This is a genomic window from Oceanicoccus sagamiensis (assembly GCF_002117105.1).
Lineage (GTDB): Bacteria > Pseudomonadota > Gammaproteobacteria > Pseudomonadales > Dasaniaceae > Oceanicoccus > Oceanicoccus sagamiensis.
In genome coordinates, this window is the sequence record NZ_CP019343.1 from 2,420,849 (window position 1) to 2,434,115 (window position 13,267).

A 13,267-nucleotide genomic window follows, 5' to 3' on the forward strand; every position below is an offset into this window, starting at 1 on the left:
GATTATGAAGCCAGTTGTACTGTTGATCAGTATTTTTTTTCTCCTGCAAGCCATCACTCTCCACGCACAAAAAAAAGAAGATTACCGGCAGCAAGATGGTATGGATATCCGTTACCTGCATGTCATGCTGGGCAAGCTCGATGCTGAAGACTCCTGGACCATCGAAGATGACAATGGCGATCAAGTCTCCGCCGATCGCGATGACCTTATCTATGGTGGGGTGGCGGCACAAATCGGTAAGGGTGATGGTATCTTTCAATACGGTTTTGAAAGTGGCGGTTTAATTTCGTTTAAAAATGATACCAGTTATTTTATCAAGTCTGACGGCGGCGCCACGGCTCGCCTCCGAGTCAAAAATGAATTGTGGATGCTGGATTTATCACTGGGTGGTTTTGTCAGCGTCAGACCCTGGTCCTGGCTTAGAGTCTATGCTTCCGCAGGCCCTTCAATAATGATTGGCTCAATGGCCATCGATGATGATGATGTCAGTGTGCAGCCCTTGGATGGTGGCAGTATTGCCGATATAGAATTTGAACCCAGCAGCCGGGAGACGGATGTTGATGTGGGTGTGTACGGCCGCGCAGGTATTGATATTATTTTGAACAATGGCTTTGTATTGGGCGTCAGTGCGCGCAAGGTAGATAGCGAAATGGATTTTGGTGATAACGGTATTATCGAGCTGGATGATACACAGTACTTTTTAACTTTGGGTCAGGCGTTTTAAGACAATAAGAGGCTTCAGGACACAACTAACGCTCATAGTAGGGTGGATTATAATCCACCGGTATAAGCTAACTCATTGCTGGTCTTGGTGGATTATAATCCACCCTGCGTAAAGTGTTTGCCCCGAACAGCAATGCGCCTGTGCGGTAAGACAGAGATGTTACTGTTGCAGGCCATGGTGCTTAACCCAGCGCCCGGATTTAAAGCGCCAGATAAATAAAGCATTTTTCACCAGGTAATCGCCAATCACTGAACCATAAATCCACACCACCGACCACTCCAGCCACATAAAAATAAATGCCAGACCAAAGCGCACCACAATCAAACCGGCTATAGCGGCATAGAGCGGGAATCGAGTATCACCTGCGCCACGCAGCGCTCCGCCCAAAGCCATATCAATTGCAATAAACGGTTGGGCCAAACAGAATACATAAATAAACAAGACCGTATTGTGAGCCACTTCTTTATCGTTTACCAACCAGAGTGATAAGGGGTTGGCAAACAGCACCATCACAATAGCCAGAGCTACCAAAATAATCACAGATTGCCGCATGGCGCGCCAACCAGCGGCTTGCGCTGCGGCAATATTGCCTGCGCCCAGTTGCTGGCCAACCAAAATAGAGCCGGCAATAGAAAACCCAAAACCGATTACCATAGACAGTGAAAGTAAGGTTACGCCGGTGCCGTAAGCGGCATAGGCGGCAGTGCCGTAATGGGCAACCACCCATAAAAACGCGAGAAAACCAACTTGCATAACCCCTTGCTCAAGCGCCGCCGGATACCCCAATTTCCATAACTGGGCCAGTTGTTTTTTTCGTTGCATGGCTTCGGTTTTTTGTGGGGTAAGTCGAAAGCGCCCTTTACGCCAATAAAAGAAAGCGATCATCACGCCGACTAAATTACCCAGGCCACTACCTACCGCGGTTCCGTCAACACCAAAGGCGGGTAAACCCAAACCACCATAGGTTAGCCAGTAGCCGAGGGTGACAATTAATAGATTAATAATGGCGGCGTAAAACATTGGGGTGCGGGCATCACCAGCGGCACGGAGAGACGCCGCCAAAATAATATAAGCGGCAATCGGTGTTAAAAATAAGGAGAACAGGCGTACATAAGTCACCGATGCTGCCGTGGCGGAAGGGGGTAGGCCAAAAATTGAAACCAGCGCTGGTGTAATTAATAGCATAACCGCCGTCATGGTCATCCCTATCAACAGGCTAACTACCAGCGATGTACTTAGCAGGGAGGCCGCTTGGTGTTTATCACCTGCCCCCCAGGCGCGGCTGACCAGTGCCAGTGTGCCAGCAGATAAACCAATCATTACAGCGTTAAAGATATTATAGAGTCTTGCGCCGGTGGTCACTGCTGCCAGAGCGTCGGGGCCTAAACCCGCGGCAATTTTAATCGTCGCCAGATTGGCAACTGTGACCATAAAAAATACGGCGCTGGAGGGGGCGGCCAGAGACCAGACTTCACGCCAGTCGCCTTTGCTGCTAACAGGAGAATTCGGGGGTTGCTTGGCTGTAAGTCTGTAGGCAAATTACCGGGCCATTAAAGGAGTTGCTTGTCATTCCCGCCGGGGCGGGAATGACGGGGTAAAACATTAGAACTTTTTGGTATCTTCCATCTGCTGATGTCCCATACGGGTATTCAGCATATCTTCAACACGCTCTTCACCAAACACATTGACCGCCAATTTATTCATGGGGTCGCGCTCATAACCTAAGCGGCGCACGGTATAGTCATATTTTTGCAAAGCATCGCGCTCTTCGGTGGGGACAGCCTTGGCTTCATCTAACCAATTCATCCAGCGGTCGAGCATCTTATAGGCATACTCTTCCAGAATGTCGATATTTTCATCATTCAGTTCAGCGGTAAGGCTCTGTGTCGATGGGTTGGTTAATGCGCGCATATAAGTACCGTGGCTAACATTCCACTGGAAGTTAGGGTGGCCACGCAGGGCAAGGTAATCATCATTGATCTCACCGTAATACTTATCTAAATAATCCATATCTGTCATCAGGTCACGACGAGGGGTAAAATCAAAATAGAAAAACAGCGAAGGCACGGTACCAAATACCATAATCCAGTGCGGTACATCGGTGTCCTGGCCTAGAAAGGCGGTAGCATTCATATCCAGAATAGACGCCTTGCGATTACCTAACCAGGAATTCACCAGCCAATTGCAGCCTTCATCGCCGGTCCATGCCTGCATGGAGCCTTCAAACTCACCGTTGGGTGATTGGTAGTATTCCTTGCCTTCACAGGAGGGGTGCAGTTCCAGTTCAGGAAAACGTGCCGCAATTTTATTTTTAATGTCGGTAAGAATGCTATAGCAGCGTTCCCAGTATTTAGTCACATCAACGTCCGGGTTTTCCGCCAGAAAGTCATGAATCGATTTAGTATCTGTAGCCATTGTTTTCTCCAGGGAGTGCGCCTCCCTTATGATCTAATAATTAAAGTGTTTTATTGTTAACGGCTGCGGTGGCGGGGGAGGAATGCCGCGACAGATTTTGCTAATCGGTTTGCTCATGGTTTTGTACCTTTTATAACAGCTGAGTCATAACAGCTTGTTTATAGACCAAAGTCGGCGAATTTATCTTCTTGTTTGGTAAAGCGAGAGAACATCATCCGCATACCAATTTTGCCACCAGTTAACCAGGCAATCTCGCCACCTGATTTTTTAAGATTTAAAATACCGTCTACCAAAAAAGGCGCAACAGTTTCGACTTTATCTGCCAGAATATTCATCACTTTACGTGACTTCTGGAAGCTTTCCATATCTTCATGGGCTTCACGAATAACGGCTTCAGTAATAATGATGCCGGGCCTAATGCCACCAATAAGCACATTGCTATCTTTAAACTCTTTCACCATGGCATCGGTTAAATAATTTAAGCCGCGTTTGGTGGTGCCATAAATACCCATACCAGCAAAATAACTGCCGTCAGAACCGCCGCCCAGCATATTAAAAATCTTACCGCTGTTAGCTGCTAACATGCCGCGACCTGCGACCTGACAGCCATTAATGGTACCCAGCACATTGGTGGTTACCATGTTTTTAACATCGGTATTGTTATATTCGATAATCTTATGCGTTGTGCAGGCAAGGCCGGCATTATTGATCCAGATATCCACCGAGCCAAACTCATTATAGGCTTTATCCCATAAGGCCTGAACCTGATCAATGTCGGAGACATCGCAGGGGTTGCCAATCACCTTTCCCGGTAATTTCCCGATGCGTTGTAGTGCATCGTCTATGGATGATTGGCTACGCCCTGCAATGGCGACATTGTGGCCACGCACGGCAAATTCCCGTGCCAGGCCAAAACCGATACCTTTTGTGCTGCCAGTAATTACAACATTACTCATGGCTTTATCTCTTATTGTTATCGAGTTAAAGGGGGCTTAGCCTTTAGCGTTTTCTACAACGGCAGCATTGGGGTCGTTATGTTTTACCGCATAACCTGTATCGTAAAACTTTTGTGCCGAAATTTTACGATTTGGCGCTTTAATCTGGTTCATAAAATCCAGGCGTTCAAGGCCTTCGGCTTCGCAGATAGCATCAAATACTTCTTTATTGGTATATGGCACATTGTCGTTATCGCAGACGTTATACAGGCCGGATAACTGATTCGTTAAGGCGTGGAAAATAGACTCAACCACATCTTCAAAGTGAATGGCATATAACGGTGCGTCTGGTCCGAAAATAGTTTTGCCGCCAAAATACTCATGGCTCATTTTAACCCGCTCAGGAAACGTCATATCGCCAGGGGCACCATACATATCCGGGTAGCGCAGTGCACAACCGCCGGACTTGGCCAGTACTTCCTGCTCCGCTTCCTGGTAGTATTTGGAAGAGGGCTCTTCATGGTTGGAGGTGGGGGTTTGTTCAGTAATCGGGTCGCTACCTTCGCCGCCATCACCGTAAGTCGAAAACGAAGAGCAAAAATAAATGGTGTCACAGGCTGCCGCAGCGCTGGCACAGCTTTTTACCAGTACGTCGTGGTAGTGAACATGGCGTTCTTCAATAGTACGCGTATTTTTAACATTGGGGGCAACGGTTACCACAATAGCATCACAGCCCTTGGCTGCGGCGACTACCTTCTCGGTATCTGCGCCGGTTAATACTGCCACTTCATCAGCGACTTTTTTCAGGTCTTCAACTTTACCCGGTGTGGTAGTGGTACCTACCACGGTGTGACCTTCAGCGCGTAAGCGGCCCGCCAGTGCTTTACCAACGTGACCCATACCCAGAATTAGAACTTTCATAGTTGCTCCATGTAGCGTGTGCTTTAAATTATTGTAAGTTACACCGATTATAACACCCAGTTGTACGTAAGCAGTGGCAGTAAAAGATCAGTTGCCAGAGTTTTTACAAGGGGGTAGTGCGCAGCATTTTCAGTAAAACGCGGTAAACATTGTCGCGGCGATAATTAAATCGGAATTCGGTTTCTTTTAAGTGCAAATAGAATGTGTGTTTATGGATACCATTAAACTGAACCATACGGCGCTTGGCAAAGCTCCAAAACGAATCTACGGCATTCATGGTGTTAGTCACCTGGCCGGTAAGTTCGTCGGTGCTGTTCATGCGGTATAGGCGGGTTTGATTGACATCCACCAAACCGTCATAGCCTTTCCAGCCCTCTGCATTAACCAGCTCAGGGAGAGTGGCGCCGTGACGTTGGTTATGGTGTAAAATACGGCGAGTACAGTTGGGGGCAAACTCGGTGTAAATCTTATCGTCGCGGCGATAAATGCCAAAAGCTACGTATTGATTAACCGGGTCCTGCGCTTCCTGGCTGTTTTTGCTGCTGACACCACTGACCGAAACACCTCTGGCCTCATCATCAGCGACAAAAGGGGACTCTTCTTCACACAGTGCCGTTACCCGGCCCCTGATCTTTAGAAAAATACTATTAATAGAACGTACACTGACCGCCGTTAGTTGGGCTGTCTCGGTAGCCGTTAAATCCATCGCAAAGCAGCGCAAAATTTGTCGAAATTTTGCTTCGCTTATCCGTGAATGCTTGTAATATCGGTTCTTGTTTTCGCTCATTACTATCGGCAATTGGCGGCTACGGCGACTGAAGAAAAGTCACTATAAACAGCGTTTAAAATATTTAATTGTTATAAAGAGATAACATTAGGCTATTCAATTGCTATAAAATACTATCAATATGTCATTTAAGTCAATAGAGCTTAGGATGATAATGTCGGGTAAAGTGTTGTTCTTCATTGCTTTTTAAATTTTATCTTATTGATTTTAAATAATAAATCATCTTTGTTGGTGCTAGTGTAAAGCCCTGAAAAGATGTCTCAAAAGCAGCAGTGCAGCGTCCCAAATGGGTAAAACTAATTATAATGATGGTGAAATTATGAACACAGGCGGTATGGCTAAAGTAGCAGCGGTGCAATTTGAAACCGGCACCGATGTTGATGAGAACCTGGCGACATGCCTGCGCATGATTGACCAAGCGGCTCTGCAGCAGCCCGATATTGTGGTACTGCCAGAATTTTGCAATCACCTGTCCTGGTATGACGACGATGACCATGCCTGGCGAGTCGCTGTGCCCGAAGGTGGAGAGTTCTTGGCCGCGGTGGCGGCCAGAGCGGCCCGGCACCAGTGCTATATCGTGATTAATGTTTCCTGTCAGCGCACGGCACCGGCTATCACGGTCACCTCATTTCTCTTCGGTCCGGATGGCAGCACAGTGTCTCAGTCCGATAAACAAACCCTGATGGGGCATGAGAATGATTACTTTGTCCGTGCCGATAGCGTAAGCCCCGTGGTAGTAACCCCTTTTGGCCAATTAGGTATATTCCCCTGCCGAGATGGTGTGACCTGTGAAACACCGCGAGGTCTGGCCTTACGTGGAGCACAATTATTCTGTGACTCGCTAAACTCTTTTGCTCTGGATGAGGCCTCCCTGCATATCCCGGCCAGAGCACCAGAAAATAAAGTCTTTCTGGTAGCAGCTAATAAAGTGGGGCCATTAATTCCTCGCCCATTATTAGAACCGGTATCAGAAGCCACTCGTATTCCGCTGAAATTTTTAATGGGTGCCGGCGAAAGCCAGATTGTAGCGCCTGATGGCAGCATACTTGCCAAAGGCCCATTAGATGAAGAGGCTGTTGTTATTGCTGAGATCAATCTGGCAGATAGCAATAGTAAATTGCGCCCCGATGGCACTGACTTATTCTTATCCCGTCGCCCCGAACTGTATAGCGATATCGTTAAAGCACCAGAAGGTGAATATTGCGGGCCAGCTGCTGAGACTGCTGAGGTTGCCATTATTAATCCTCAAGCTGACGGCGAAGCTGCCATTGCCGAAGTCATAGAGGCGATAGCGCTGTTAAATGACGACATACAGTTGGTCGTACTGCCCGAGCTATTCTGCTTTGCCAATGCTTTAGTCACCGACGTGGAACAGGCAGTCCAGCTTTCGGTATCGGCAATTGCGCAGCTACAACAGGCTTGTTCAGGGGCGCTGCATATTGCCACCACGCTGGTAGAACAACATGCCACCGGCACAGCCCATACTGGCCTGTTGATTAATAGCGAAGGTGTGGTTGCCCGGCAGCCACAGCTGCATAGTATTGCGCGGCATAGCTGGGCTACGCCCGGTGATCAACTACATACCGTCGATCTGTCCTGGGGCAAGGTTGCGATCATTACCGGTGACGATGCAGTTTATCCCGAGCTAATTAAAGTGGCCGCCTTGCGCGGGGTACATGCCATTATTGTGCCCTTTGACTTGCAGGAAGCCTGGGAAATAGAATTTGGTTTGCTGTCCCGTGCTGCCGAAAACCGACTTTGTGTGATTGCTGCCAGCCGACAGCGGCCGCAAGGGGGCGGGGTCATCTGTTCTCTGGAGCGAGACTTTACTATTTTGACCGAGTGGAAAGAGCGGGCCTTTGACGGCAATATCAACTACCCGATTATTACCCTGCAGGCTAAAGATACCATCGTCACGACAGCGACGATTCATCCCAATGCCGCTGCTAATAAAGTGATGTCTGCCAATACCGATTTACTGCAACAAAGACCATGGCAACTTAGCGGCAGACTGGTTGAGTAAAGCGGCGTTTCCCCCTACAGTAGCGCTCAAGACAAACCACTAACAAGTACAGCAAAGGTATTTTATGAAGGCGCGATGGATAACCGCACTGGCAAGACTCACTGTAGCGGCGGCAATAGTCAGTTTCAGCCCGCTGGCCACTGCTGATAGTTCTAACACGGATTATTCCAGTGCGGCTAATTACGCTAGAAGTAGTGAGAACGGTGTTGGCTCCGTCGCCTCTATTCATCCCCTGGCCACCCAGGCCGGTATAAATGCCTTGCAGCAGGGTGGCAACGCCATCGATGCCGCCGTCGCTGTCGCCCTGACTCTGGGTGTTGTCGACAACCATAATTCCGGTATTGGCAACGGTAACTTTGCCGTGATTCGCTATGCCGATGGGAATATAGAGGCGATTGACGGCCGTGAAATGGCGCCGCAAGCCGCCCACCGTGATATGTATCTTCGGGATGGCAAAGCCGAGCGTGCCCTTAGTCAAACCGGGGCACTGGCGGTAGGCGTTCCCGGTGCCTTGGTGGTCTATGACTATCTCCTTAACAGGGCGGGTAAACTTAGCTTAAAAGATGTGCTGCTCCCCGCCGCTGATATTGCCGAGCAGGGTTTTCCTTTAAGTGCCGTATCTCATGCGCGCATAAGCTCCAACGTTTCGGCTATTCAAATGTTTCCTGAGACCGCGGCCATTTTATTAGATGCTAAAGGCCAGCCCTGGCCCGCCGGTCATAACTTTGTGCAACAAGATCTGGCAAAAACCTACCGTGAATTGGCAGAGCAGGGCATTGATTATTTCTACCGTGGTGCCTTTACTAAAGCGCTGATTCAGTGGATGGAAGACAACGGCGGTATTCTTACCGCCGAAGATATGGCCAACTATAAAATGCTGATTCGTGAACCGGTAAAAAGCGATTATCGCGGCTATACCGTTTACGGTTTTCCGCCACCCAGTTCTGGTGGAGTGCATGTGGCTCAAATACTCAATATGTTAGAGCGCTACGATATTGCCGCCCTTAGCGAAGCCGACCGTTATCACCTGCTTGCTGAAGCCATGCGACTAGCCTTTGCCGATCGCGCCCACTTTTTAGGCGATCCGGATTTTGTGAAAGTCCCTAAAGGACTCATCGCAAAAAGCTATGCCGAGCAACTCAGCAATGGCATCAGTTTTAATAAAGCTGCCGTGGATATTAGTCATGGCAATCCGCCCAAAGCCGATATTGACTTTTTTGGCAAACACACCACCCATATTTCTACCGCTGATAAATGGGGTAATTGGGTTGCGATTACCACCACCTTAAATACCTCTTTCGGTTCTAAAGTGGTTATCCCCGGCACCGGAGTATTACTGAATAACCAAATGGATGATTTTTCCAGCCAGCCCGGCGTACCTAACGCTTTTGGTTTGGTTGGCAATGAAGCCAATAGCATTCAGCCGGGCAAACGTCCTCTTTCCAGTATGAGTCCGACTCTGGTTATGAAAGGCAACCAGCCTATTATAAGTATTGGTGCCGCGGGCGGCCCAACCATTATTACTCAGGTGCTACAGGGGATTGTGAATATGCTGGACTTGGGTATGACCGTTGAGCAGGCGCTGGCTACACCGCGAGTACATAACCAGTGGCTGCCACAGGTGACGATGACCGAAGAGATACTACCACAAGCCACCAGAGAGGCGTTGGAGCAACGCGGCCATAAAATTTATCTGCGGCCCTATAATGGCACTACTCAAGCTATCTATTCCAACGATGGCAAAGTGTTTGAGGCGGCGGCGGAGCCCAGAATTATTCAACAAAATAAAGCGGCAAAATCATTGTGACAACCATAAAGACAACACTAAAAGAGTATATAACCGGCCTGGCTCATGTGGGTCATATTGTTAGCGATATGGATGCGGCGATTAATAATTTTAAACGCGTCTATGGCGTCGATGACGACGATATTCGTATACCGCCCAACCCCGAAGGTATGGAAGTGATGACAAATTTCGCTTTTATTACGGTGGGCAGTACCGAGTTTGAATTAGTTGAACCGGTGTCAGCGTATTTTAAAGATATCCTGTTGCCGATGCCGTCAGGTATGGCCGGTATTAACCATGTTGCCTATTTGGTAGATGATATTGATGGTGCTGTTGCTGTATTGGAAAAAAACGGCATTCAACCCGGCCATGTCACCCCGGGCGGCGTCGTCGATTTTGGTGAGAAAAAACTCTGCTATCTCGACCCTGAAACCACCGGGGGTTTAGTGATTGAACTGATAGAGATTAACCAGCCATGAGTATCATTAGCCGAGACAATCTGGCAGAAGAAGTCGCTATCGAATATCGCTGGTGGTGGGGGCTGCTTGGTTGCGCTGCATTAATCGGTGTGGTGATGCTGGCTGGCCCCTATAGTGCGCATATTGAATTTTTGCCCGATCAGGGGGCGAGTTGGTATTACTGGAAACTGCCGGAAGCTAGCCTGCCTGCGCAGCTAACTTCCTGGGTGGGTTACCTCTGTCACCAGTTAAGTATGTGGGCCATAATTTATTATGCTGTACAAGCCAAGCCCAACTACAGCAAAAAACTGCACCGCTTTAATGTACTGGCTCTGGCGGTCAACGCGGTCTTTGTGGTATTGCATATTGTACAAACTAAAATATTCTATGACGGTCTTGCGCAAGATACCTCGATATTTAGCTCCTTTGGCTCTGTTGTTGTGATGTTATTTATGATCTTTATTATGGAGAATAAGCGCCGGGGTTTATTCTTTGGTAAAAAAGTCTCCTTTCTGTTTAGTGTCGGCGACAACCTAAAACGCTACCACGGCTATTATTTTTCCTGGGCTATTATCTATACCTTTTGGTACCACCCTATTGAAATCACAATCGGTCATTTGGCGGGTACTTTCTACACCATTATGTTGATGTTGCAGGGCAGTTTGTTTTTTACTCGCTCCCATACCAACCGCTGGTGGACGGTTTCCTTAGAGACCTTGTTTTCCGTGCACGGTGCCTTGGTGGCTTATTTTATGAGTAAAACAGGAGCCAGTGCCAGTATGTTCCTGTTAACCGGTTTAGGCGCGTTTACTATAACCCAAATGTACGGCATTCCCCTGACAAGCTTGCAGCGGCGCTTGATTTTGGTATTTACGCTGGCAGCCTTTGTGGTGTTTGGTTTTCTGGAGGCGGCAGAGGCCCAGCGTTTGCCGATAGTCGTAGGCGTGCGTTATGTGGGTATTTTTATTTTGGCGCTATTATTGATGTTATTAACCCAAGTCTTTCTCTGGTTTAACCGACGCAAAAAAGTCACTTTATAAAGAGTGCATAAAGGTAGAGGTATAGAAAATTCATGATTATTGGCGAATTAATGACAGAAATTGTAGCAGGTGTTTCACCCGCTGATCGTCTGGCTGATGCCGTCGCTATTATGTGTGAGAAAAAATGTTCCTGCGTGCTGGTCAGTGAGAGTGGGTTTCCTAAAGGGATTATCACCGAGCGAGATATTGTCAGGATTTTTTCTGACACCTTGGTTAGCCAGAAAATCAGCAATGCTACCGTTGCCCAGGTTATGAGCAAAGACCCTGTCTGTGTGCAACAGACCACCTCTTTATATGATGCGCTGGTTTTAGCCCGTAGCCGCAAGTTGCGCCACCTCTTAGTAATTAACGAACATGAACAGTTGGTAGGTTTGGTAACCCAAACCGATATGGTTGATGCCTATGTGCACCTGATTGAACGTCAAAGCCAATTGGAAACCGAAAACCATGAGTTGCATTTACTCTCTAATGAAGATGCTCTGATGAAAATTGGTAATCGGCGGGCCATGGAAGTGGAATTAAATTTTACTGAAGCTTCTGCCAGACGGTATAAAAAAGGCTATGCGGTAGCGCTGATGGATGTCGATTTTTTTAAAAAATATAATGATTATTACGGTCACCAACGAGGGGATAATGCCCTGCGAGCCTTGGCCGATGTGATCAAAGAAAGTATGCGTGTTAGTGATAGGGCCTACCGTTACGGAGGCGAAGAGATTTTATTATTAATGCCTGAGACCAATGCCGAAGATGCTATTGTTGCTTCTGAACGGGTCAGGGCTGCGGTTGAGGCTATGGCCTTGCCCCATAGTGAAAGCCCGTTTAAGTGCCTGACTATTAGTGTGGGAGTGGCAGCCAGTTGTGACCAAAGCTGGCAGCAGTTGCTAGAGTTGGCGGACCAAGCCCTATACGATGCTAAAAATAGTGGCCGCAATAAAGTGGTGGTCAGCCCGCAATGAAAACAATAACCGTCTATGGATTTCGTGGCTCACCCTATGTTGAAAAGGTGATCGCTGCTCTGGATTACAAAGGTCTGGCCTGGTCTATAGAAATGATGAAGACCCCGGCAGCCATTAAACGCAAAAGCCCAATCACGCAAAAAATGCCCGCCATTGATATAGCCGGTGTTATGCATTATGACTCTACGTTTATCCTGCGTGAGTTGGAAATACTGCAAGCAGAGCCTGCACTGTGGTCAAGCGATCCCGTTGTGGCAGCGCAGCAGCGGCAGTTGGAAGACTGGTGTGATGAATCCTTATATTGGTACATTATGGCCATGCGTTGGCAGCGTGACAATGCGGATAAAGCGATTGCGCAAATCACTTCTGCGATGCCGGCAGCTCTTGGTTTTATTTTGGGAAAAATAATAAAGAAGAAATTAGCCAGCAGTACAATAGCTCAGGGTTTGGGGCGTCTACCCCAGTCTGTATTGATCGAAGAAACTGCCCGGCAACTGCAAGACCTGTCGCTTATTTTGGGCGACTCACCCTATTTTTATGCCAGGCAAGCCAGTGCTGCGGATTTTGCCGTCTATGGTCAAATAGGGTTTGGTTTAACCGGCACCACGCCGGCCTTTGAGGCCGCCTATGCCGAGCATCAGAATCTTCAGGATTTTTATAGTCGGATTAAGCAGCTATTAAATAAAAGCTCCGTTATTCTTTAACCGGTCGCTTATTCAGTTTTCTTTGCAGGGTTCTACGGTGCATTCCCAACGCTCTGGCCGTAGCAGAAATATTACCATCCTGTTCCGCTAATACCTTTTGAATATGCTCCCACTCCAGCCGATCCACTGAAGGGCGCTGCTCTGGAATGCTGGCCGCCGCATCCCCCTCAATATTGGCAAAGGCGGCAAGAATTTCATCGGTATTAGCCGGTTTACATAAATAATTAACCGCCCCCAACTTGACGGCTTCCACCGCAGTGGCAACACTGGAGTAACCCGTTAACATCACAATATCCATGGCCGGTTGCTGTTCTTTTAGGCTGGGGATTAAGGTTAAGCCGGAAGGGCCTTCCATTTTTAAATCAATAATCGCTTTGCTAAAGGTTTCTTGCTGGGCCAGTTCTAAGGCCTGCGACGCATTTTGGGCGCATGCCGTTTCCAGTCCGCGGCGATGTAAAGCGCGGGCCAGTACCTGGGTAAAAGCTTCGTCATCATCGACCAGTAAAAAGCGTTCCATA

The 13,267-nt window shown here is 48.1% G+C and carries 13 protein-coding genes; 7 read left to right on the forward strand and 6 right to left on the reverse strand.

All coding sequences use genetic code 11. The features are described 5' to 3' along the window. Positions 1-4 precede the first annotated feature (4 nt). Positions 5-724 (forward strand): hypothetical protein, encoded by a 720-nt coding sequence (locus BST96_RS11005; protein ID WP_085758755.1) that lies wholly within the window; start codon positions 5-7, stop codon positions 722-724. 159 nt (positions 725-883) lie between these two features. Here the strand turns inward: BST96_RS11005 and BST96_RS11010 are convergent, their stop codons facing one another. The 5 genes from BST96_RS11010 to BST96_RS11030 all read right to left on the reverse strand — a co-directional run bounded on the left by BST96_RS11010 (position 884) and on the right by BST96_RS11030 (position 5,782). Further along, positions 884-2,185, reverse strand: coding sequence for an MATE family efflux transporter (locus BST96_RS11010; RefSeq protein WP_276206941.1), 1,302 nt, complete (start codon positions 2,183-2,185; stop codon positions 884-886). A gap of 141 nt (positions 2,186-2,326) precedes the next feature. Continuing rightward, a complete protein-coding gene (locus BST96_RS11015) occupies positions 2,327-3,139 on the reverse strand; it encodes a hypothetical protein (RefSeq protein ID WP_085758757.1) in 813 nt (270 codons plus the stop codon). A gap of 158 nt (positions 3,140-3,297) precedes the next feature. Beyond that, a complete protein-coding gene (locus tag BST96_RS11020) occupies positions 3,298-4,095 on the reverse strand; it encodes an SDR family NAD(P)-dependent oxidoreductase (RefSeq protein ID WP_085758758.1) in 798 nt (265 codons plus the stop codon). A gap of 36 nt (positions 4,096-4,131) precedes the next feature. Then, positions 4,132-4,995 carry an NAD-dependent epimerase/dehydratase family protein gene (locus BST96_RS11025; protein ID WP_085758759.1) on the reverse strand — a complete coding sequence of 288 codons (864 nt, stop codon included), beginning with the start codon at positions 4,993-4,995 and terminating at the stop codon, positions 4,132-4,134. Positions 4,996-5,098: 103 nt separating this feature from the next. After that, entirely contained in the window at positions 5,099-5,782 is a 684-nt protein-coding gene (locus BST96_RS11030; RefSeq protein ID WP_157117928.1) for an IS1595 family transposase, read from the reverse strand. A gap of 286 nt (positions 5,783-6,068) precedes the next feature. On the opposite strand from BST96_RS11030, the gene BST96_RS11035 reads away from it, so the two are divergent. The 6 genes from BST96_RS11035 to BST96_RS11060 all read left to right on the forward strand — a co-directional run bounded on the left by BST96_RS11035 (position 6,069) and on the right by BST96_RS11060 (position 12,749). After that, the gene (locus BST96_RS11035) at positions 6,069-7,805 is read left to right on the forward strand and encodes a carbon-nitrogen hydrolase family protein (protein ID WP_085758761.1); all 1,737 of its coding nucleotides are present in this window, start codon (positions 6,069-6,071) and stop codon (positions 7,803-7,805) included. A gap of 64 nt (positions 7,806-7,869) precedes the next feature. Then, positions 7,870-9,612 (forward strand): gamma-glutamyltransferase, encoded by a 1,743-nt coding sequence (gene ggt, locus BST96_RS11040; protein ID WP_085758762.1) that lies wholly within the window; start codon positions 7,870-7,872, stop codon positions 9,610-9,612. Continuing rightward, positions 9,609-10,070, forward strand: a complete 462-nt coding sequence (locus BST96_RS11045; protein WP_085758763.1) for a VOC family protein — start codon at positions 9,609-9,611, stop codon at positions 10,068-10,070. Before ggt ends, BST96_RS11045 begins: the two co-directional genes overlap by 4 nt. Next, the gene (locus tag BST96_RS11050; RefSeq protein WP_085758764.1) at positions 10,067-11,089 is read left to right on the forward strand and encodes a hypothetical protein; all 1,023 of its coding nucleotides are present in this window, start codon (positions 10,067-10,069) and stop codon (positions 11,087-11,089) included. Before BST96_RS11045 ends, BST96_RS11050 begins: the two co-directional genes overlap by 4 nt. 50 nt (positions 11,090-11,139) lie before the next feature. After that, positions 11,140-12,045 carry a diguanylate cyclase gene (locus BST96_RS11055; RefSeq protein ID WP_169713970.1) on the forward strand — a complete coding sequence of 302 codons (906 nt, stop codon included), beginning with the start codon at positions 11,140-11,142 and terminating at the stop codon, positions 12,043-12,045. Further along, positions 12,042-12,749 (forward strand): glutathione S-transferase family protein, encoded by a 708-nt coding sequence (locus BST96_RS11060; protein ID WP_085758766.1) that lies wholly within the window; start codon positions 12,042-12,044, stop codon positions 12,747-12,749. The genes BST96_RS11055 and BST96_RS11060 overlap by 4 nt, the downstream gene beginning before the upstream one ends. Here BST96_RS11060 and BST96_RS11065 read toward each other — a convergent pair. After that, entirely contained in the window at positions 12,739-13,266 is a 528-nt protein-coding gene (locus BST96_RS11065; protein WP_085758767.1) for a response regulator transcription factor, read from the reverse strand. The genes BST96_RS11060 and BST96_RS11065 overlap by 11 nt on opposite strands. Between the last annotated feature and the right edge of the window lies 1 nt (position 13,267).